Source organism: Parapedobacter sp. ISTM3 (genome assembly GCF_016533505.1).
In the GTDB taxonomy this organism is placed as follows: domain Bacteria; phylum Bacteroidota; class Bacteroidia; order Sphingobacteriales; family Sphingobacteriaceae; genus Parapedobacter; species Parapedobacter luteus.
The window spans coordinates 233561-254916 of sequence record NZ_JAENGN010000002.1; the positions used below are offsets into that span (position 1 = coordinate 233561).

Sequence of the window (21356 nt, forward strand, 5' to 3'; positions counted from 1 at the left end):
AAATTTTCTAATTAAATGATTGGACCGTCAAACCGCTGTTGTATCGTAGGCACGGTAAACTCGGAAATTTTTTATAGCTTTGAGCGAAGTAGCTTTAACTATACCTGCTAATTATAAACTAAACATATTTTCAATGTCTGCGAAATCATTAAGGAGTCAAGAATGGTTCGGTAGAAAGGGGAAAGACGGATTTATTTACCGTGCATGGATGAAGAACCAGGGGATACCCGACTACGAGTTCAAAGGGAAGCCTATCATTGGTATCTGCAACACGTGGTCGGAGCTTACCCCGTGCAATGGGCATTTCAGGGAATTGGCCGAATCGGTAAAGCGGGGTGTCCTTGAGGCCGGGGGATATCCGGTTGAGTTTCCCGTGATGTCGCTGGGTGAGACCCTCATGAAGCCGACGGCGATGCTATTCCGCAACCTGGCCAGCATGGATGTGGAAGAGTCCATCCGGGCGAATCCCATTGACGGTGTGGTCTTGCTATGCGGCTGCGACAAAACGACACCGTCATTGGTGATGGGTGCATGCAGCGTTGACCTTCCCACGCTCGTCGTGTCGGGTGGCCCCATGCTCACAGGAAAGTATAATGGACGGGATATCGGCACCAGCGATGTATGGCGGTTTTCGGAAGACGTGCGCACGGGTATCATGACCGAGGAAGAGTTGAATTTAGCGGAAGCCGGTTTGTGCAGGAGCCAGGGGCATTGTGCGGTAATGGGAACGGCTTCTTCCATGGCATGCATGGTTGAGTCGCTGGGGCTTACGTTGCCTGGAAATGCGGCGATACCCGCAGCGGACGCCAACAGGAAAGTGCTTGCCCAGTTGTCCGGCAGGCGTATCGTCGAGATGGTAAACGATGGCTTAACGTTGTCCAGCGTACTCACCCGCCAAGCTTTTGAAAATTCCATTAAGGTAAACGCGGCAATCGGCGGATCGACCAATTTCGTTATCCACTTGCTCGCCATAGCCGGAAGGATTGGCGTGCCGCTGACGGTAGATGACTTCGACGTGTTATCCAGGGATATTCCACTGGTGGCAAATTTGCAGCCCTCCGGCAACTATTTTATGGAAGACCTGTATTATGCTGGTGGACTGCCCGCAGTGATGAACGCCATCGACAAACATCTCCATAAGGACTGCATCACGGTAAATGGCCGTACCGTAGGGGATAATATCGCCGGAAAAGTAAGTTTAAACCGAAGCGTCATCTCAGATCTGGACCAGCCTTTTAATGAGATTTCGGGTGTGGTAGTGCTGAAAGGCAACCTCTGTGAAGCCGGTGGAGTGCTTAAGCCTTCAGCCGCCAGCGTGCGGCTGATGCAGCATACAGGAAAAGCAGTGGTATTTGAAGATATTGAGGATTATAAGCGTAAGATCGATGATCCTGACCTCGACGTGGATGAAAACAGTGTTTTAGTGCTGAAGCACGTAGGGCCTAAAGGCTATCCGGGGATGCCGGAAGTAGGGAACATGGGGTTGCCAAGGAAATTGCTTGCCAAGGGGATTACGGATATGGTAAGGATATCGGATGGCCGGATGAGTGGAACCGGGTTTGGGACCGTTGTGTTGCACGTATCGCCAGAGGCTGCCGACGGAGGCACGATTGCACTTGTACAGGATGGCGATCTCATCAGGCTGGATGTTGCTGGCCGGCGGCTTGACCTGCTGGTGGATGCCGTTGAGCTGGAGAAACGGAGGGCATCGCACATACACGCCACCAACGCGTTTACACGGGGGTATGCCAAGCTGTATGTAGACCATGTGGAGCAAGCTCATCTGGGTACCGATTTTGACTTCCTGAAGGGCGGTTCGGGGAGCACGGTTTCACGCGACTCACACTGATTAACGATACGCATACGTAATTACCGAATTTGATGGCATCAACAAGATTTATTGGCAAGACGGCCATTGTTACCGGTGCTGGCCAAGGCATCGGCTTTGAACTATGCAAGCGGTTGGCCCTCGAAGGAGCAACCGTGTTACTCAACGACATCGACGAATCATTGACGGCCGATGCTACCCGGCAACTACAGGATGTGGGGAAATGCATCGCTTGCCCGGGAGATTCAAGCGACTTGAGGGTCATTACACAGCTTGTTGAGACAGCTGTTTCCGAAACCGGGCGTATCGATATTGCGATAGCCAATGCAGGAATCACCTTGTTTGGTGACTTCCTGGGGTATTCGCCGGAATCCTTCCGCAAAGTGATGGATGTAAACCTGGGCGGTACATTTTTCCTCGCGCAAGCGGTAGCCAAACAATTCATTGCGCAGGGAAAAGGGGGGACAATACTCTTTACTTCCTCGGCGACGGGCCATCAGGCACACAAAAACCTGGCAGCCTACGGCATGTCCAAAGCAGCGTTGGAGATGCTTGCAAAGCACTTGGTGGTGGAGTTGGGACCGTTCGGGATCAATGTAAACACCGTGGCCCCCGGTGCGACGTTGACAGAGCGGACGGTGACGGATAGGGAATATGAAGCGGTCTGGTCACGTTTAACGCCAATGGGGCGGCCAGCAACCACAGCCGATATCGCTGCGGCTGCGCTGTTTCTGGTCAGCGAAGAAGCGCGGCACATTACCGGACAGACACTTATCGTCGACGGAGGATGGACATCGGTAAGCCCTCCGCCGTATTAGGCCAGCACGATGCGCCGCGTTGTTTCAATCAAACAACCTTAATTGGTTATTTACGGGAGGCATGGAATCGCCAAAGACGGTTTTTCCTCCATATCGCCATGCATTGTTCCGCTCTCTTTCGAGCAGTTCATTGAGGTTGTCACGTGCTACGAAGTCTTTTTCAGCTCGGTATGCGAGGCTGCTCAGCGCTTGTATTGCCTGTTTTTTGTCATGCAGTCCGAGCTTCGCTTGTCGAACCGCTCGGTTGAGTACATCGATGGTTTCGTCGTAGATTTTTGTCGGTACGGGAAAAGGATGTCCGTCTTTACCGCCATGGGCAAACGAAAACCGCGCGGGGTCGTCAAACCGGGTCGGTGTTCCGTAAATCACTTCGCTGACTAACGCCAACGACTGTAAGGTGCGGGCTCCCACACCTTGCAACAGCAGCAGCTCATCGAAGTCGGCAGGTTGTCTTTCGTGCGTAAGCCAAAGCATGGCGCCCAGCCGTTTGAGATTGATGTCGTTTGCCGTGACATGGTGGCGGTTGGGCATCGATAGCGTGGACAGCTCAGCCAGGACAGTTGCCGGCTTTTCCGTACACAAACTGAGGATGGCTGCTTTCGTAGGTCTCGCTTCCAGCGCCGTCATGTCGATGATTTTCCCTTGGTTTGCGCCACAAATGCCGCTGTGGGGCTGTTCGGTGTAGGACGCAAACCCCTCACTATGCCAGTGGTAACGCCGGGCCGTGGCGTCTGCATCCTTCATTCCCTGCTGTACGACGGTCCATCCCCCTTCGTCGTTGACGATAAACGCATGTAAATAGAGTTGGTAGCCATCCTGGATGGCAGAATTATCCACCTTCGCGACCAACTTCGAGGCCCGCGCCAACCCGGCTCCGTCCAGCCCGTGCTTATCGCTATAGCGATATAGCTCCTGAGGCGTGTTTTTCGAATGTTTGCCTTTGCCGCCGCAGATATAGATGCCCAGCTCTTTCGACAGTGGGTTGACTGCCTTTTTCAGGGCGCCGAGTACGGAAGTGGTGATGCCTGACGAATGCCAATCCATGCCCATCACGCACCCCAGGCTTTGAAACCAAAAGGGATCGCTCAGCCTTTTCAGGTATTCCTGCTTTCCGAAATCTTGCAGGATACATTCCGTAATGGCCAGCCCGAGCCTCGCCATCCGTTCGGCGAGCCATCCAGGTACGTAGCCGCGGTGCAGCGGCAGATTGGCGATGCCAGATCGTCTCATACGCTATCTTCTTTTTGACAAAGATACTAAATAAAATAGTATGACTTGTTGCCATCGCTGCCTTACGCCGGTTTGCGGACAAAAAAGTGGTGTGTGCAGAACCCGTACCCGTCAATAGTTGTATCGCTCCACGGATGCAATTTGGTTGCCATCTTTGGTGAATACCAATACCGGCTGGTAGCTGTCCGCTTCCTCTTCGCTTACGGTACAAAAGCTCAGAATATGTACGGTATCGCCGACCTTAGCATGTAACGCAGCCCCACCATTCATGCACACTTCACCGCTTCCGCGTTTCCCCGGGAGCACATAGGTCATGATCCTGCTGCCGTTTACCGCGTTGTTGACATAAACCTGTTCGTATTTCTTGATTTGGGCGGCATCCAGTAGATCGGCATCTACGGTAATTGACCCATTATATGCGACGTTTGCTTCGGTGACTTTTACGGTGTGGATTTTTGATTTTAAAATAGTTAACTCCATAGTGTTTGTTTGTTATGCTGGCATTAAGCGACGCCTGTACGCTTAATGGGAAGGCTAAATGTTTCCAGTACAATTTGCGTTCCGTTTTGTATAATAATGTGCCGTTGATAATGGCAATGGTATGTAAACTGAAAGGGCAGATTGAGGTTTACAGGGTGGCCTGCCACACAGTCGACGCGGTAATCTTCGCTGCCGTCAGCGGCATACTTGGTCAGGACTAACCCGTCCTGTACACCGCCGTTTTCCAGCGCGTACCAAGCACCCTCCCCAATGCCACCCAACCATTGGGCGGATTTGGGGACTTGTACTGGCTTGACCGGTTCGTCCATACTGCCGGGCTTCTTGTCGCACGGCAATTCCTTGGCTTTGACCGACGAGAGGTTGTGGCACAGGAGATCGACTTGAAAACGTAGCGATTGCCAACGCGTCATCCGAAGCATCGTCAATACGCCCGCTTGGTCGCAATAGACAACGCCATTGGGCGCGGCATTTACCACGTTGCTGACCGGACTTGCTTTGAAGCTTTCCGGCAGCGCAATCCGTTTCCGGGCAGGATGCCGGCTTGGCAGGCCTGCCAGCAGGACCTGGGCCACGAAACGCGAACAACTGTTGTTGCCTTTGGCAATAGCCCCGTATTGTATTGGACCATGAGCGACCATGCGCTGCGCAAATCGCGTTGATGCTGAAAAGGAGATTCCCGTGATGAGCGAGAAAAGAAGCCGCCCCCCGCCATGCGTAGCGTATTCCATTTGTTGAAGTTCGCTTAAAATCGCCTTCAAATTGGTGATGGTCCCTTGGCTGCTCAACTGCGCTTTTGTGAATAGCTTAAGCCTGGGATCGGACTCGGCATCCCGGGCCCGCCCATAACCACGGGGCGTAATGTAACGGCCGAAATCATAGTAAGCCAGCGAACCGGTTTGATGATTAATCAGGATAATAGCCGCATGACCGACCTTGAAATTCAAGTTTTTCACAATGCGGAGTTGCTTGAGCAGGGCCATCCAACGTTCGTCACCGCGTGCTGTTTTATCCGGCCAGGCGATGACCATTGCCAGGTCTTGGTAGGTTTCCATCTGATCCTTCTTCCCACGAGTTGTTGTCATCGGCGGTGAAATAACCGTCCAAATCTGTAAAGAATTGGGAATTTGGGCGGATGTACAGGGAATAACCGATTGTACCAGAAAACTTACCAAAGTATATTTTAATTTTATCACGGAATTATTATGAAAATTATCATTTTTGCAATCCAGATATAGATGATAAACCGTAGCATGAAAAGACTTTCTTTGTTGGCCTCCACTAAATCGTTTTTATTGATTTTACCCTTGGCCGCTCTTTTTGTTTTAAACGCTTGTAACAAACGTAGTGGCAAGCCGAGAATTTTGGTGTTCAGCAAAACCGCCGCGTTTTACCACGAATCCATACCGGCAGGTAATGAGGCCTTGATCAAGCTTGCTGCGGAAAACGGCTATGATATCGATACGACGACCAATGCCGAGTGGTTCAACGAAGACAGCTTGAAAAATTACTCGGCGGTCGTATTCCTAAATACATCGGGCGACGTGCTTAATCATTATCAAGAGGTGGCTTTTGAGCGGTATATCCAAGCCGGTGGTGGTTTTGTGGGCATCCACGCTGCATCGGATGCAGAATACGACTGGGGTTGGTACGGTCGGCTGGTCGGCGGGTATTTCCACAACCACCCCAAGCCGCAGGAAGCAACCTTCCACGTGGTGGACACTCAGCATCCGGCTACGGAAGGATTACCTGCTACTTTCACTTACCATGACGAATGGTATAATTTCAAGAAGCTCAACCCCGACGTGAAGGTATTGGTCAGCATTGACGAAAAAAGCTATGAAGGTGGTGAAAACGGCGAAAACCATCCCATAGTATGGTATCATGACTATGATGGGGGGCGGTCTTTCTTCACGGCCTTTGGACATTCGGATGCTTCCTTCAGTGATTCCTTGCAATTAAAGATATTGTTGGGTGGAATCAACTATGCAATAGGTGATAACTTGAAGCTGAACTACTCCAAGGCGAAAACGCAGCCGGTACCGGAAAGGCAACGTTTTGTAAAAACACAGTTGCTCCAGGGCGAACTGTTCGAGCCTACGGAGATGGCCATACTGCCCAATTTTGATATTCTTGTCGCTCAACGGCGGGGAGAATTGATGCGATACAGCCAGGAAGCGAAAACGGTCAAGCAGGTGGGATACCTTAACGTATACCACCGTACCGAAGTGCCCAACGTGAATGCCGAGGAAGGGTTCATGGGATTGGCACTGGATCCTGATTTTGAGAAAAATAAGTACGTATATGCATTTTATAGTCCGGCTGATACGTCGGTAAACCGGCTATCGCGGTTTGTGTACGACAACGACACGTTGGACACCAGTTCGGAAAAGATTGTGCTGCAATTCTATTCGCAGCGCGATATTTGCTGCCACACCGGTGGATCCATTGCATTCGGCGGCGATGGATTGCTATACCTCTCCACAGGTGACAACTCAACGCCTTTTGACCAGCCGGATCCCTCTCGTTTCAAGAATCATGGTTTCGCACCTTTAGATGGCCGTCCGGGGTATGAGCAATACGATGCCCGCCGTTCATCAGGCAACACCAATGATTTGCGAGGCAAAATCCTGCGCATCAAAGTGTTGGCGGACGGAAGCTATGAAGTGCCTGATGGCAACCTTTTCGCTAAGGGCACAGCCAAGACCCGGCCTGAGATCTACGTGATGGGCAACCGGAATCCCTACCGCATTGCGGTAGACCAAAAAACGGGCTACCTCTATTGGGGCGAAGTAGGGCCTGATGCAAACAATGACAGCCTCGACACCCGGGGCCCCCGCGGATATGACGAAGTAAACCAAGCACGGCAGGCCGGGTTCTTTGGGTGGCCGCTATTTGTGGGGGATAACTATGCTTATCGGCCGTTTGACTATGACACCGGCCGTTCGGGGGAGCCGTTTGATCCGGAAAAGCCGGAAAACAATTCGCCGAACAATACGGGGCTGCAGGTACTGCCGCCGGCGCAACCGGCATACATCTGGTATCCGTATGCTGCTTCGCCCGATTTCCCGCAAGTAGGCACCGGGGGACGCAATGCCATGGCCGGCCCAGTCTATTATACGGACATGTTTCCGAAGGCCACCCGGTATCCCGGTTATTATGATGGAAAATTGATTATCTACGATTGGATAAGGGGATGGATAAAAGCGGTAACGATGTTGCCCAATGGTGATTTCGATAAGATGGAACCCTTTATGGAAGGCGAGTCGTTTGCCAACCCGATTGACATGGAAGTGGGCAAGGACGGCCGATTATATATATTGGAATATGGCAGGGGTTGGTTTGCCAAGAACCCGGATGCGGGTATCGTCCGCATCGACTACATTGCCGGCAACCTGCCGCCGCAGGTCGGTGAAATCACCGTGGAGAAAAGCAATGGCAGTGTGCCTTTCACGGTAAAGGCGACCGTGGAGGCGAAAGACAACGAGAACGACAAGCTTACGTATACCTGGAAGATCGGCGACGCGACTCAACAGACGGCTGGTCCTGAGTTGACCTACACGCTGGATAAGATGGGCGAATATTCCATCAGTGTCACGGTGGCGGACGGCAAGGGCCAGTCCGAGAGCAATCCGGTGACCGTTTATGCGGGCAACGACAACCCGGTGGTCGATATTATATTGACCAATACATCGGGGGTATACACGCCGGGAGAAACTATCGGGTACGAGGTGAAGGTGGATGATCGTGGCCGCACGATAGACACGGCTAACCTCGTAATCGCCGTCGATTATATCAAAGGGACCGATTTGGCCGGGGCTTCCATGGGCCATCAACAGGTATCGGAGATTGTACTGGGTAGAAGCTTGATGATGGCTTCGGATTGCCAGTCATGCCATAAAGTCAATGAACCGAGTGTAGGTCCTTCGTACGCCCTTGTGGCGTCCAAGTACAAAGGCCAGCGCGAGGCTACCAGTTACCTGGTTGAAAAAATCCTGCAAGGCAGCAGCGGTGTGTGGGGCGAAGTGGCTATGCCTGCACACCCCGATATGAAAGAATCCGAGGCTCGCCAGATTGTGCAGTGGATCATGTCATTGGCGGATGACCAAACGGCTAAGCGGAAATCGCTTCCGGTCAAGGGCACCATCGTAGCCCGCCCGCCTGCTGGTGGTGATGACGAGCAAACGGTACTGCGGATTACCGCCCAATATACCAACAATCCAGGTATGGGCGTCCGGCCATTGTCGGGATCGAAAACCGTCAATTTGACCATGAAGCCCAAAACGGACTGATGGCATTGCAATTGACGGATGAGCAATGATCGGGTATTGGCGGCGTATTTCGGATGCCGATGGCAAACACCTGGCGGGTTTGGACCACCTCCGTGCGTTGGCTATTATCTTGGTGTTTCTCTGTCATTACCGTGCTTACGAGCGTCCGGGGTGGGTCGATGAAGTCGGCTTGTTTGGCTGGACCGGCGTTGACCTGTTTTTTGTGTTGAGTGGTTATTTGATTGGCAACCAGCTAATGCGCCAGCTCGATGCAGGCGCGATCCGCTTCGGCGAGTTTTACCTGAACCGCGCGTTGCGTATTTTTCCGGCGTATTTTCTCGTCGTATTCCTCTACTTTGCCTTTCCGTTCATCCGGGAGCGCGATGGCATCGCGCCGCTATGGCAATTCTTGACATTCACACAAAACTTTGACTTGGATTTTGGCAATGAGGGTACGTTTTCGCATGCTTGGTCGCTGGCGATAGAAGAGCAATTTTACCTGCTGTTGCCACTCACGCTGTGGTCACTTGCCGGATCACGGATTTGGCGTCATGGCCCCTGGATTTTTCTGGGTATTATGGTTTTTGGACTGTTGATTCGGGGGTTCCTATGGCTCCAGGTCATGCAGCCTTTTTACGATGCCGCTATTACGGAGAATAGATTCGTGGCTTATAATAAATGGATCTATTACCCAACGTATAACCGGCTGGATGGCCTCGTGGTGGGCGTAGCCATAGCATCGATAACGAACTATCGCCCGCGTTGGTGTGCTTGGCAGGCCAGACACGGTAACTTGTTGCTGATAGGCGGATTATTGTTGGTCGCGGTAGCGTACTTCATTTTCCGGGGCGATCGGCTGACGTTTTGGCCGACGGTGGTTGGCTATCCCATATTGTCCGTTGCCTATGGGATGCTGGTCTTCGCTGCGCTTTCCCCATCCTGTATTTTGTACCGTGTCCGCTGGAGCGCGAGCGCTGTCATTGCGGCGTTGTCCTACGGCATCTACCTTTGCCACAAGTTTCTGAACCATCTGATGCAGCAGCCACTGGATGTCATTGGATTGGAGAAGGCCGGCAATACGCGTGTGTTGATCTGCGCGGTGGTCTCGGTATTAGGTGCTTTGTTGCTCAATTGTTTGGTTGAACATCCGTTTTTGCGTTGGCGTGCCCGCTTGAATAAGCGTGAATCCTAATCGAAGCGAGCGGCGTACAGTTTACGGTCGCCGGTGCTGTACAGCAAATAACGTCGGCCGTCCTTTCGCAATGGGCCGAAATAAAAATGGGAATGTCCTTCCAACGGAAAACCATCGACAATGGTTCCATCAGGGTTGAATACATAAATCAACCGGTTGCCTTCGGTCGCTATGCCGATCTGGTGTGCGCCATGGGCAAGCCTGAAAAACAGCGGTCGTGCCGCCAGGCGTTGCCCGAATTCGTAATGGTAGACCAAGCTCGTATTTTGATAAACGGATAGCTGCCCATGGTCTGTAAAAACCCAGTCTGGGATTGGGTTATCCGAGATGTTGACGAAGTCAACGGTATGCGTCGAAGTCCGTGGTCCGATGTGCTGCTCAGCATGCTGCCGCCCGAAAGTAAAGGTATGTACGGTGCCGGAGGTGTCTGTGGTAGCCACCCATGACCTATCCGGGTCGTCGGCCGGCAGGTACAGACCGATCGGATTCCGGGATATCGCACCGCGTCCACCGTCTTCGACGCTTATTGGCTGGCCGTTGCCGTTGAAGAAATACACCCGGCCGGCATCCGTGGCTGCGATGATGTAGTGTATATCGTTTACATGGGCGGTTTTTATATCAAATAGGATATCACCGGTAACCGTTTTATTGTCCCAGCCCCCTAAGCGCGATCCACGGCCATCATAGGCCAGTATGCGGTTTTTGGCGGGTATAAAAATGCGGACCTGCTGGTCATCTTCGTAAACGGTGGCACCGTGGGTCGCATCACGTGGAAGCAGTAACGAGAATCCAGGCAGTGGATTGCCGTCGGTGTCTATCCGGTATAGCCTTTTTGCCGTGGTCAATACGATGGTGCTGTCTGTCAGTTGCCGGATCTTGCCCAATATTGGGCCCGGTAGTTGCGCATTCCACAGCTTCTGGCCATTGCTATTGATTGCATGGAGGATGTGACTGGCGTCCTGTGCCAGGATAAATTCGCTCGTATCGTTGTAATGGAACACGTCGGGATTAGTGATGAGGTTGCCGTTTAAGTCAAATGCCCATTCCTGTGCGGCGGCGGATGCCGCTTTGCGGGCGTATTTGGCATAGAAACTGGTGAATAAATTTCCGGCAGCGCCGGAGAGCTGGAACGACCATCCGTAAAACCGGTGGTAGCCAAAATTAGTGGTGTCGCGATAAGCCGCTGCAAATGGGGGATTCAGCCGCCTTGCAATGGTGTTCGCGGCAAGTTGATTGTTTACAAACCAGGTGACATTACTTTGGTTAGCCAGCAGGGATTCAAAATCAATATAGTCAAGGGTGGTGGCCAATGTTTTCCGTGCGGCATAATCCGCTGCAAATTGCCTGAGGGTAACGGGCTGGTTGGCGCAAACGAAATATTGGCCGACAAGCTGGAAATAAGGGCGGGCGAACGTTTTTAATGGATCCCCCAAACTATAATAGAGCAAATTGGAATGGTTTAGCCGGTACAGCCCTTCAGGGTAAGCGGTGCTGATCCGTCGAATGGTATTGGCAAAAGACAGGGAATCGCTGACTTTTATGATAGCGAGTTCTGCTTGATTGGCTAATTCGATCACCGCAAACTCGTCGCCCCATTCCGGTAGCAATTCGTCCTGCACAGACAGTGCCGATGCGCGTTGGATTAGCCGATGTTGTTCGAGCATCTGGTTGAGCTCTCCCCGGTCGGTAAGCAGCCGGGTGATGCCACTATGCAATGCCGTGAAGTCGCTGATGCCAAAGGTCAGATACGAAGCGGTATTGGCCGGAAATACGCTTGCCAAGGTCTGTTCAATAGGGCGTTGCTCGCGGTACAGCGATAAGTAAGCGGCGGTATCCCTATCGAGTGTACTATTGCCGCTGAACATCAGGGCATCACTTTTGAAATTCATATGTAACGCAGAATACCCAGACAGCCCATCCAAAAGCTGCACGGTATGCTGAGGCGCGGTATGCATAGCACCGGTAGCCAAACCAAACAACTGGCCGTGGTTGATATACCAGGTCAGCGGTGCGTTTTTGTTGTCTATCCGCAAGAAATAGTCAATGGCCCCCGCAGCGAGCCGGGGAACATCTTGATTCAATGCATCGTTCAGCAGGGCTTCGCTGAAACTCGCCAACAATACATCTCCCGATTCTGCCACATAAAGCGCTGTACTATCGGGGAGTCGCAGCATGAAGGATTGCTGCGACAATGAATCCAGCCACCGTGGCTCATAGCGCCTGTCGATGCGGCGTACCGCGTCAAATAATACTTGTACAGGCAGGGATTCAGTAAGCGGGACCGCCATTAAATAGTTGAGTTGGTCTTCGCCGAGGTGGAAGGAGATCAGGATTTCCTGTCCGAGGGTATAAGGTGCAAGCTGTTCGTCGCGCAATAAGGTGTATTGGAGACCGCGGAGGCGCTGGCTATGATCATCGCCGAGTATCGCCCGAAATAGTTCAAAATCGGAGAAAACGCCGTCCACTGCCTCATCATTTTTGAAAGTCGCCATCATGACCGCATCTTCGGGGATGTGTAAAAAAGGCTTCCGCTTGGTTTGATCGCCCTTATTGAGGCTGGAAAAATAAAAAACAGAGGCGACCACCACGGCTATAAATGCAATCGATGTGACGATAATGGTATTCCTCATCTCCTGCAAACCTAACATAAAAAGTGCCGAAAGCGAAAATTTTTCGCAATTTTGTTGCTCTTGGAAACGTTGTTATATCGTTGCCGGACTTTATTAACTGTCTTGCAAATAACTCCAATTATGCCTATGTTTGGCAAATATTGCGATCAGATATTGGCCTTAATTAACTCATTGACGTACTGATGAATAAACGTATTATACTCACGGCTTCCTTTTTTGGTCTTGCTGCAGTCGTATTAGGCGCTTTCGGGGCGCACGGTTTGGAAGGGAAGATCAGTGAAGACGGTCTTGAGACCTGGGAGACGGCAGTGGAGTATCAATTTTATCATACCATCGCATTGCTGTTTTTGGCGACATTCTCACGGGCAAAAAATACATACATCCGGTTTTCCTTTGTTACCTTTACGCTGGGAATCCTCTTGTTTTCCGGCTCATTGTATCTGTTAAGTACGCGAGCAATTACAGCTGTTGGAAATCCGGCTATTCTTGGCCCGATCACGCCGTTGGGTGGGGTGTGTTTTATCCTGGGCTGGCTTGGCTTATTTGTGGCCACGATAAAGAACAAGGGATAACACGTTCCCGATTTTGTCTGATATGCTTGAATTTACGGAAGGCGATGTCAATATGCGTACCACATTGTTTGTCGATGTGGTATTGCCGTTAGCGATTTCCAAGACCTATACCTATCGGGTTCCCCATGAGTGGAATGCCAGGGTAGGGGTGGGCAAACGCGTCATCGTCCAATTCGGGAAGAACAAGGTCTATTCTGCCGTCGTCTACCGGGTGACCGATCAGGCCCCGGAACGGTATGAGGCGAAGTATATCCTTGATGTATTGGATGAGCGGCCCATTGTTGATCCGGTACAACTCCGATTGTGGGATTGGATAGCGTCCTACTACTTATGTACGTTGGGCGAGGTGATGCAGGCGGCTTTACCTGCGGCCCTGAAGCTGGCCAGTGAGACCAAGGTCATCGCGGCCCATCGCGAACCGGTGGATCGCAGCGAATTGTCGGATAAGGAATTTCTTATTCTGGACGCCTTGGATATCTCGCCTGAACTGAAAGTAAGCGATATCGTTAAACTCCTGGGCCAAAAAACCGTATTTCCCATCCTGAAGAAGCTGTTTGATAAAGGGTTGATTCTGATTTCGGAAGAAGTAATGCCGAAATATAAGCCCAAGGTCAAATTATTTGTTCACCTTCACGAGGACTACGCCGACGAGCTGGGCCTCCGGCTGTTGCTGGATTCGCTCAATAACGCGCCAAAACAACAGGACGCAGTATTGGTTTACATCCAGTTGCGCCGCCAGCAAGCCAAGGTAGCCAAGGCCGACTTGATGGAGGCCAGCGGCTGCAGTGCGGCGACCATCTCAGCGTTGGTAGAGAAAGGAATATTTGTGCAGGAGGAAAAAGCAGTCAGTCGGTTGGATGGCGAAGATGTCGAAATCGGCGGTGATTTTACGTTTAGTGCTGCGCAGTCGGATGCTTTTGAGCGTATCAAGGATCAGTTCAGTACCAAGGACGTCGTCTTACTGCACGGCGTCACCGCCTCGGGTAAGACGCAGGTGTATATCCGCTTAATGGAGGAGGCGGTCGCTCAAGGAAATTGCGTGCTGTACCTCTTGCCGGAAATTGCCCTGACGGCGCAGATTACCGAGCGGTTGCGGATGCATTTTGGCAACAAATTGGGCGTCTACCATTCCCGCTTCAGTGATAATGAGCGTGCCGAAGTGTGGCATAAAATACGCAACAACGAATATCAGGTTGTGGTAGGTGCGCGTTCGGCCGTCTTTCTGCCTTTTCAAGCATTGGGGCTCGTCATCGTCGACGAAGAACATGAAGTCTCTTATAAACAATTTGACCCATCGCCGCGCTACCATGCCCGGGATACGGCCATTTACCTGGGGCATATTCACGGCGCTAATGTGCTATTGGGCTCCGCGACACCGGCTATTGAGAGTTTTTACAATGCCCGGGCGGGCAAATATGGGCTGGTAGCACTCAAGGAACGCTTCGGGAATGCCAAGCTGCCGGAGATTATCACCGTTAACATCAGTGAAGAAAGCCGCAAGGGAAACATGTTTTCCTATTTCAGTACCACCCTATTGCAGGCCATGGAAGATGCGTTAGGCCGGCAGCAACAAATTATACTTTTCCAGAACAGGCGGGGGCACACCCCCCTTCTGCAGTGTAAGACCTGCGGCTATATTGCCAAGTGCATCCATTGTGATGTGAGCCTGACGTACCATAAAAGCAGCGGCAAATTGCACTGTCATTACTGCGGGTTCTCTGAAGACCCCATACAGGTATGTCCGGCTTGCGGTTCTACCCATATTGAGAGCAAGGGCTTTGGTACCGAGCGGGTGGAGGAAGAACTGCAGACCCTACTGCCCAATGCGCGGATAGGCCGCCTCGACTTGGATTCGACGCGCGGCAAACATGGGTTTGATCGGGTCCTGAACGCTTTTGACGAACACCGCTATGATATCTTGGTGGGTACGCAAATGGTCGCCAAAGGACTGGATTTTGGTAAAGTAAGCCTCATCGGCATTATCAATGCCGACGGACTGATCAACTATCCGGATTTCAGGGCCTACGAAAGAGCCTTTTCGTTGCTTGCGCAGGTGAGTGGCCGGGCCGGGCGGCGCAATGACAGCGGGAAGGTTATCATCCAATCGTACGCGCCTAATCACCGCATTATCCAACAGGTCATCCATAATGACTATGCGGAGATGTTCATGACGGAGGTGGCTGAGCGGAAAAACTACGCCTACCCGCCATTTTACCGGTTGTTTAAGATCGATGTCAAACATAAGGAGCAGCAGGCCGTGCATGATGCGGCACATCGGTTGGCCGCGGTTTTGCGCGAGGGGCTGGGGCCGCGTGTATATGGGCCCGAGGCACCGTTGGTGGCGCGGGTACGCAATTACTACATTTACAGCATCCTGCTTAAGGTGGAGCGCACAGGTACCAGCATGGTCAAGGTCAAAGAATTGGTTAAAGCAACCTTATTGCGATTCGAGGCAGACAAACTCAATAAAGGGATACGCGTACAAATTGATGTCGATCCCTACTGATTGATTAAGCCGAAGTTATACTGGAGGGTCACGGCGGCCACCGGCGCGAAGAAATACTCCCAGCGGTAGCGTTTGGTTTGCTCCGGATCGCCGGTAAACGAGTTGTCGGCATAGGTGTTGACCTTTTGGTACGAATACGCGATGTTGAAGTTTGCCTCGATACCGACAGCGACCCGCGGAACCACGTAGAGCTTGGTCCCGATGAAGGGCGAAAAGAGCACCGCATTTTTGTTGTCTTCGGCAAACACCACCGGATCCTGATCTTTGGTGTTGAACTTCTGGATCATGAAGCCCAAGTCGCCCCCGAAATACGGTTGAAAACGTGAGTAGTTGACGCTTTTTTCGGCTCCCACTTTGATAGCTGTATTGCGGAATTTACCCGCTACTTCGGCACATCCATCGCATTCGTGATCAAACGTGATATCGTTGTTGAAATGAGTAGCTTGCAGGCGGTAAGCCACCTGGTTGTCGTTGATTTTGAAAAGGACACCATTAAACGACGAACGCAACGTGGGCGACTGCCCCGTTGGCTGGTTGAGCAATTGCGGGAACTGCTCGTAGGCGTACGTCCGCAGGGCTATGGTGTACCAGAAATCGGTATTAAAATTATATTGCTTTCTTTTGGGAATAATCGGATTGGGGTAGCTGACCGTATCAATTCGCGTTACTTGAGCAGCCAATTGATCGGCTGTAATACAAAGGATAGCAACTAAAAGAACATACCTCATGCGCAAAAAGTTTATACCGTGCGAAAATAGTAAATAAAATGATATATTAATGGAACGATAGCAGCTTCCCTAAATTAAGCCTGGGCTATACAGCCGATCGGCATTAATCTCGTTTAATATCCTTATTTTTGGGCCGTAATGGCATATAAATTTATTGACAACTATCGTGAACGCGGTGCCCGCAAGCAGTTGGTAGCACTGCTGAAGCGGCGGGGAATTGAAGACAAACAGGTTTTGGAAGCCATTGGCAAGGTGCCGCGGCACTATTTTTTTGATGAGACATTTTGGAACCAGGCGTATAAAGACATCGCCTTTCCCATCGGCGATGGCCAAACGATCTCACAGCCTTATACCGTGGCTTACCAAACAGAATTGCTTCACATCCAGCCCGGAGACAAGGTGCTTGAAATCGGCACCGGATCGGGGTACCAAACGTGTATCCTGCTGGAGCTTGGGGCAGATGTATATACCATTGAGCGGCAGGCCAACCTTTATAATCGAACCATTCAGGTGCTGCCATACATGGGGTATAAACCCCATTTTTTTCTGGGGGATGGGTCCAAAGGGATTCCGGACCATGCGCCTTACGATAAAATTTTGGTGACTGCCGGAGCACCGTTCGTGCCCGAGGTGATGCTTAAGCAACTCCGTATCGGTGGTGTCATGGTCATTCCGGTAGGGAGTGAAAAAGAGCAAAAGATGGTCACCATCCTTCGCGTTGGTGAGCAGGAGTACGAACGGATAGAGCTGGATACCTTCCGGTTTGTTCCTTTGGTAGGCGACCAGGCATGGTGAGCGTGAATACCCCGTCAGCATAATGAAAAAAACGACATGTCAGAAAACATTTACCAGCACTATCGTCAGCATATAGCCAATACCGAAGTTCAATTGACAGCGCTGCGCAGGGCGATAAACAACAATTCGCTGCTTCGCCTGGTGGCCATCATCTGCGGAGGGGCCGCACTGTTCACGGCGGTACAATCCGAGCAACTGTGGCTTGTTCTGGCGCTTTTTTTTCTCGTTATTGTGCTGTTTATGGGCTTGGTGTGGCGGCAGAGTAAGCTGGAAGCACGCAAGGCTGCATTGGACGACTTTTTGGCTGTCAATCTAAACGAAATCGCCATTGCAGACGGCAACCCCAACCGGTATCCCCACGGCGAGCGTTTCATGGACCGCGGCCACCCTTATACAGGCGACCTGGATGTATTCGGATCGTCGTCGTTATTCGCCAGGATCAACCGTTGCGCCACGGCGCAGGCCAACCGCTTGTTGGCCGGATGGTTGTCTTCGCCAGCCGGTGCGGCAACGATAGCCATGCGGCAACATGCCGTAAAGGAATTGGCCGGTGATACCGGCTGGAGCCAAAGGTTTCAGACCAAGTTGTGGTTTAACCTTCGGCATGGGATCGATTTTAAAACACAGTTTGAGCGCTTCTTAACTAATGAACAGGTCAAATTGGGCAACTTCGTGCTGCGCCGCTATGTTAGCGCTGTTCCATGGTTGATGGCTCTGGCTGTCGGATTGGCCATTTTTGTACCTGCCTTTTCACGCATCGCAATTGTTCTTGCACTGGCACATTTTCTTATCGCGATTGGCTATGGAAGAACCATCAATCGTATTGCGGGGGAAGTCAACAAGGCCGGCCGGCTGCTCGGAGCTTTTGCCGCATCGTTTGAACTGATCGAAAGCCGTGCGTGGCAAAGCCAGTTGGGTGAGAAGCTGGCGTCATCACTCCATGCCAATGGAAAGGACAAGCCAGTTTCCGCTGCTTTCCGCGAGCTTGGGCGATTGATTGACCGGCTGGATTACCGGTTGAATATGCTGGTAGGGGCCGTGCTCAACATGGTCGCCCTTTGGGATTTACGGCAGGCTTTTGCCATCCTCGAATGGCGCAAGCAATACGGTACGGATATGCTCAACGCATTTGATACCGTTGCCGAAATGGAAGGGTTGGTAAGCTTGGCGACCTTGAGCCGTAACCATCCGCAATGGGCTTTCCCGCAGGTATGTGAAGCGCCAAAGCCCATCGTGCAAGCCACCGCACTGGCGCATCCCCTGATTCCCGGCCATGCCGCCGTAACGAATGACTACCGGCAGGAAAATCATCGCGTGGCCCTTATCACGGGCTCGAATATGGCCGGGAAAAGTACGTTTCTGCGCACCGTGGGGATAAATGCCGTATTGGCATTTTGCGGGGCACCCGTCTGCGCCCGGGAGATGCGACTATCGACGTTCCATTTAGTCACCTACATGCGTATCGCCGATTCACTGAACGAGAGCACCTCTACGTTCAAGGCCGAGCTCAACCGGATAAAGCTGGTGTTGCAGACTGTAAAAAACCAAGCCGATACGTTTTTCCTCGTCGATGAAATGTTGCGTGGTACCAATTCCATGGATAAATACCTGGGGTCAAAAGCGATTATCAAGCAATTGATTGCAGATGGAGGCGTGGGCATGGTGGCCACGCACGATTTGCAGCTCGCCAAACTGGCCGATGACTATCCCGGTGTGCTCGCCAACTACCATTTCGATATCCAGGTAAAAGGAGACGAGATGCTTTTTGACTATAAGCTGAAATCCGGCGAGTGTACGATTTTCAATGCATCCCTGTTATTAAAAGGGATAGGGATAAATATTAATTAGTTAACTGTCATGATCATGAGCGATGCCGCAAACCTGTCCTTAGCCGAACGCATTAAACAATCCGAAACCCACATCTTTAAGGCGGTTTTCCCAAATACCACTAATCATTACGATACGCTGTACGGCGGTACGGCCATGGCATTGATGGATGAAGTGGCCTTTATCGCCGGGACCCGGTTTTGCCGGAAGCGATTGGTGACCGTTTCGTCCGATCGCATAGATTTCACCAAGCCGATACCGGCCGGAACGATTGTGGAACTGATAGGGAAGGTAGTACACGTGAGGCGCACCAGCCTCAAAATCGAAGTGGAGATTTTCGTGGAGCAGATGTATGAAGATCACCGTGAACTAGCGATAAAAGGCACCTTTACTTTTGTGGCGATTGATGAGCATAAAAATCCGGTCCCGGTGCTGGGGTGACCCTGGCTACGGGATATTCCGTTTTACGGGCGGTAGTTTTTCCAGTTCTTCTTCGGCGAAAACCCGGTAGTGTACCTGAAACGTTTTTCCCAACGGCGTTTCCAGCGAAAACCCGCCTGCGCCAAAACCATCGGTCACATCCAGCGTGAAATGGGCATGTTTCCAATATTCGAAAAGGTCTTTGTCTACCCAAAATTCGTAACCTTCCACGGTGCCGATGCATACATCGTTGGTGCGGGGAAAGAATCCGCCTTTTTCAAAACATTGGGGCTGTGTACCTTCACAGCAGCCGCCGGCTTGGTAAAACATGAGGTCGCCATGCGTTTCGGCGAGCTGTCTGACGAGGGCCTTTGCGTTGTCTGTGGCGTCGAGGCGCTGCATTGTTGTTTTCATGGGCTATACCTTTGCTGTTGGTCAGAACGGATGATTCAAGGATTTGGAGTGCCGTATGGCTCAACCGGTAGGCAATTGCCTGCCGGTTGAGCGGGAGCCATTGGGGCGTCCCACGGTTGGAGGGTCAGAAGAACCCAAGTTTGTTTTTACTGTACGAGATCAGGATATTTTTCGCTTGCCGGTAATGGTTGAGCATTAGCTTGTGATTTTCCCGTCCATAGCCAGATTGCTTGTAACCCCCGAATGGTGCACCCGCCGGATAGCTGTGGTAGTGGTTTACCCATACGCGGCCCGCCTGTATGGCCCTCGGCACTTGGTAGAGCTGATGGGCATCCCGCGTCCAGACGCCGGCTCCTAAGCCGTAAAGCGTGTCATTAGCGATTTCGATGGCTTCTTCTTCCGTTTTGAACGTCGTCACGGCCAAAACGGGGCCGAAAATCTCTTCCTGGAAGATGCGTTGCTTGTTGTGTCCTTTGAAAATGGTGGGCTTGATGTAATAGCCCTGCTCCAGATCGCCGCCAAGGTGGTTTATTTCACCTCCGGTAAGTACTTCGGCACCTTCTTCCTTGCCCAGCTTAAGGTAGGCGTTGATTTTGTCAAATTGTATTTTGGACGCTTGGGCACCGATTTGCACCGTTGTATCCAGGGGGTTGCCGGTCTTGATGGCTTCGGTGCGTTGGATAACGCGTTCGATGAACCGGTCGTAGATGTCCTCCTGGATGAGCAGGCGCGACGGGCAGGTGCATACTTCCCCTTGATTGAAGGCAAAGAGGACCGCGCCTTCGACGGCCTTATCCAAGAACTCATCATCATGGTCGAGCACCGAGTTAAAGAAGATATTCGGTGATTTGCCTCCCAGTTCCAGCGTAACCGGGATAATGTTTTCGGTAGCATATTGGGCCACCAGCCGTCCGGTAGCGGTCGATCCGGTGAAGGCCGCCTTGGCTACCTTAGGGTGGGTCACAAGATGCCGGCCCAACTCCGCCCCAAATCCATTGACAATGTTGACCACGCCTGCGGGCAGTAGATCCCCGATAAGTTCGAAGAGCACCAGGATGGATGCTGGTGTGCTTTCAGCGGGCTTGAGCACGACGGTGGTCCCTGCCGCCAATGCCGGCGCAAGTTTCCACACCGCCATCAGCAAGGGGAAATTCCAGGGGATAATCTGCGCCACGACGCCGATGGGTTCGTGTACGATCAGTGACACGGTGTGGGCATCAAGCTCGGAGAGCGAACCCTCTTCAGCACGGATAACGCTGGCAAAATAACGGAAATGATCCGCCGCCAGTGGGATGTCGGCATTCAGCGTTTCGCGGACAGCCTTGCCGTTTTCCACCGTTTCGACGGCCGCAAGGAAGTCGAGGTTGGCCTCGATGCGATCCGCGATTTTATTGAGGATGATGCTCCGCTCAGTTGCGGATGTCTTGCTCCACGTCTTGAACGCTTCAGCTGCGGCATCGACAGCCAGATCCAGGTCTGCAGCGGTGGAGTGGGCCACTTGGGTAAATGCTTTCCCGTCGATAGGAGAAATATTGTCAAAATACTTGCCGTTGACAGGGGGTGTCCACGTGCCGTTGATGTAATTGTCGTATCGTTCTTTGAACGATGGTCTTTCGATTAGTGCCAT

The 21356-nt window shown here is 51.8% G+C and carries 16 protein-coding genes; 9 read left to right on the plus strand and 7 right to left on the minus strand.

The window, feature by feature from the left end; translation table 11 throughout:
- Nucleotides 1-133: 133 nt before the first annotated feature.
- Both JHJ32_RS03720 and JHJ32_RS03725 read left to right on the plus strand, forming a co-directional pair.
- The gene (locus tag JHJ32_RS03720) at nucleotides 134-1849 is read left to right on the plus strand and encodes an IlvD/Edd family dehydratase (protein WP_200119926.1); all 1716 of its coding nucleotides are present in this window, start codon (nucleotides 134-136) and stop codon (nucleotides 1847-1849) included.
- A 32-nt stretch (nucleotides 1850-1881) separates the two neighbouring features.
- Nucleotides 1882-2646: an SDR family NAD(P)-dependent oxidoreductase gene (locus JHJ32_RS03725; protein WP_079716730.1), complete on the plus strand. Its 765-nt coding sequence runs from the start codon at nucleotides 1882-1884 to the stop codon at nucleotides 2644-2646.
- A gap of 24 nt (nucleotides 2647-2670) precedes the next feature.
- On the opposite strand, the gene JHJ32_RS03730 is transcribed toward JHJ32_RS03725, so the two are convergent.
- The 3 genes from JHJ32_RS03730 to JHJ32_RS03740 all read right to left on the minus strand — a co-directional run bounded on the left by JHJ32_RS03730 (nucleotide 2671) and on the right by JHJ32_RS03740 (nucleotide 5459).
- Nucleotides 2671-3876, minus strand: a complete 1206-nt coding sequence (locus JHJ32_RS03730; RefSeq protein WP_200119928.1) for a DUF763 domain-containing protein — start codon at nucleotides 3874-3876, stop codon at nucleotides 2671-2673.
- A gap of 111 nt (nucleotides 3877-3987) precedes the next feature.
- Complete coding sequence (panD, locus tag JHJ32_RS03735; protein ID WP_079716728.1) at nucleotides 3988-4356, minus strand: aspartate 1-decarboxylase; 369 nt, start codon at nucleotides 4354-4356, stop codon at nucleotides 3988-3990.
- 23 nt (nucleotides 4357-4379) lie between these two features.
- Nucleotides 4380-5459, minus strand: coding sequence for a DUF6695 family protein (locus JHJ32_RS03740; protein WP_200119930.1), 1080 nt, complete (start codon nucleotides 5457-5459; stop codon nucleotides 4380-4382).
- Between the two features lie 168 nt (nucleotides 5460-5627).
- Here JHJ32_RS03740 and JHJ32_RS03745 point away from each other — a divergent pair, with 168 nt between their 5' ends.
- Complete coding sequence (locus JHJ32_RS03745) at nucleotides 5628-8666, plus strand: ThuA domain-containing protein (protein WP_200119932.1); 3039 nt, start codon at nucleotides 5628-5630, stop codon at nucleotides 8664-8666.
- A gap of 25 nt (nucleotides 8667-8691) precedes the next feature.
- Nucleotides 8692-9837: an acyltransferase gene (locus tag JHJ32_RS03750; protein WP_200119934.1), complete on the plus strand. Its 1146-nt coding sequence runs from the start codon at nucleotides 8692-8694 to the stop codon at nucleotides 9835-9837.
- Here JHJ32_RS03750 and JHJ32_RS03755 read toward each other — a convergent pair.
- Complete coding sequence (locus JHJ32_RS03755) at nucleotides 9834-12467, minus strand: hypothetical protein (RefSeq protein WP_200119936.1); 2634 nt, start codon at nucleotides 12465-12467, stop codon at nucleotides 9834-9836. The genes JHJ32_RS03750 and JHJ32_RS03755 overlap by 4 nt on opposite strands.
- Nucleotides 12468-12649: 182 nt before the next feature.
- Here JHJ32_RS03755 and JHJ32_RS03760 point away from each other — a divergent pair, with 182 nt between their 5' ends.
- Together JHJ32_RS03760 and priA are read left to right on the plus strand one after the other, a co-directional pair.
- Nucleotides 12650-13039, plus strand: coding sequence for a DUF423 domain-containing protein (locus JHJ32_RS03760; protein WP_079716723.1), 390 nt, complete (start codon nucleotides 12650-12652; stop codon nucleotides 13037-13039).
- Nucleotides 13040-13061: 22 nt separating this feature from the next.
- Complete coding sequence (gene priA / locus JHJ32_RS03765; RefSeq protein WP_200119939.1) at nucleotides 13062-15545, plus strand: primosomal protein N'; 2484 nt, start codon at nucleotides 13062-13064, stop codon at nucleotides 15543-15545.
- Here priA and JHJ32_RS03770 read toward each other — a convergent pair.
- A complete protein-coding gene (locus JHJ32_RS03770; protein ID WP_200119941.1) occupies nucleotides 15539-16273 on the minus strand; it encodes a hypothetical protein in 735 nt (244 codons plus the stop codon). The genes priA and JHJ32_RS03770 overlap by 7 nt on opposite strands.
- A gap of 138 nt (nucleotides 16274-16411) precedes the next feature.
- Here JHJ32_RS03770 and JHJ32_RS03775 point away from each other — a divergent pair, with 138 nt between their 5' ends.
- The 3 genes from JHJ32_RS03775 to JHJ32_RS03785 are packed head-to-tail and all read left to right on the plus strand — an operon-like array spanning nucleotide 16412 to nucleotide 19336.
- The gene (locus JHJ32_RS03775; RefSeq protein WP_079716720.1) at nucleotides 16412-17068 is read left to right on the plus strand and encodes a protein-L-isoaspartate(D-aspartate) O-methyltransferase; all 657 of its coding nucleotides are present in this window, start codon (nucleotides 16412-16414) and stop codon (nucleotides 17066-17068) included.
- Nucleotides 17069-17104: 36 nt separating this feature from the next.
- Complete coding sequence (locus JHJ32_RS03780) at nucleotides 17105-18916, plus strand: DNA mismatch repair protein MutS (RefSeq protein WP_200119943.1); 1812 nt, start codon at nucleotides 17105-17107, stop codon at nucleotides 18914-18916.
- A 15-nt stretch (nucleotides 18917-18931) separates the two neighbouring features.
- Complete coding sequence (locus tag JHJ32_RS03785; RefSeq protein ID WP_370584468.1) at nucleotides 18932-19336, plus strand: acyl-CoA thioesterase; 405 nt, start codon at nucleotides 18932-18934, stop codon at nucleotides 19334-19336.
- A 6-nt stretch (nucleotides 19337-19342) separates the two neighbouring features.
- Here JHJ32_RS03785 and JHJ32_RS03790 read toward each other — a convergent pair whose 3' ends face one another.
- Nucleotides 19343-19729, minus strand: a complete 387-nt coding sequence (locus tag JHJ32_RS03790) for a DUF779 domain-containing protein (RefSeq protein ID WP_079716718.1) — start codon at nucleotides 19727-19729, stop codon at nucleotides 19343-19345.
- A 124-nt stretch (nucleotides 19730-19853) separates the two neighbouring features.
- Nucleotides 19854-21356, minus strand: a complete 1503-nt coding sequence (locus tag JHJ32_RS03795) for an aldehyde dehydrogenase family protein (RefSeq protein WP_079716717.1) — start codon at nucleotides 21354-21356, stop codon at nucleotides 19854-19856.

Coding starts and splice junctions, on each gene's coding strand:
- panD (WP_079716728.1), bottom strand. CDS start 4,356: ATGGAGTTAACTATTTTAAAATCAAAAATCCACACCGTAAAAGTCACC.
- JHJ32_RS03790 (WP_079716718.1), bottom strand. CDS start 19,729: ATGAAAACAACAATGCAGCGCCTCGACGCCACAGACAACGCAAAGGCC.
- JHJ32_RS03775 (WP_079716720.1), top strand. CDS start 16,412: ATGGCATATAAATTTATTGACAACTATCGTGAACGCGGTGCCCGCAAG.
- JHJ32_RS03785 (WP_370584468.1), top strand. CDS start 18,932: ATGAGCGATGCCGCAAACCTGTCCTTAGCCGAACGCATTAAACAATCC.
- JHJ32_RS03750 (WP_200119934.1), top strand. CDS start 8,692: ATGATCGGGTATTGGCGGCGTATTTCGGATGCCGATGGCAAACACCTG.
- JHJ32_RS03730 (WP_200119928.1), bottom strand. CDS start 3,876: ATGAGACGATCTGGCATCGCCAATCTGCCGCTGCACCGCGGCTACGTA.
- JHJ32_RS03745 (WP_200119932.1), top strand. CDS start 5,628: ATGAAAAGACTTTCTTTGTTGGCCTCCACTAAATCGTTTTTATTGATT.
- JHJ32_RS03740 (WP_200119930.1), bottom strand. CDS start 5,459: ATGACAACAACTCGTGGGAAGAAGGATCAGATGGAAACCTACCAAGAC.
- JHJ32_RS03720 (WP_200119926.1), top strand. CDS start 134: ATGTCTGCGAAATCATTAAGGAGTCAAGAATGGTTCGGTAGAAAGGGG.
- JHJ32_RS03760 (WP_079716723.1), top strand. CDS start 12,650: ATGAATAAACGTATTATACTCACGGCTTCCTTTTTTGGTCTTGCTGCA.
- JHJ32_RS03780 (WP_200119943.1), top strand. CDS start 17,105: ATGTCAGAAAACATTTACCAGCACTATCGTCAGCATATAGCCAATACC.
- JHJ32_RS03795 (WP_079716717.1), bottom strand. CDS start 21,356: ATGGCACTAATCGAAAGACCATCGTTCAAAGAACGATACGACAATTAC.
- priA (WP_200119939.1), top strand. CDS start 13,062: ATGCTTGAATTTACGGAAGGCGATGTCAATATGCGTACCACATTGTTT.
- JHJ32_RS03725 (WP_079716730.1), top strand. CDS start 1,882: ATGGCATCAACAAGATTTATTGGCAAGACGGCCATTGTTACCGGTGCT.
- JHJ32_RS03755 (WP_200119936.1), bottom strand. CDS start 12,467: ATGAGGAATACCATTATCGTCACATCGATTGCATTTATAGCCGTGGTG.
- JHJ32_RS03770 (WP_200119941.1), bottom strand. CDS start 16,273: ATGAGGTATGTTCTTTTAGTTGCTATCCTTTGTATTACAGCCGATCAA.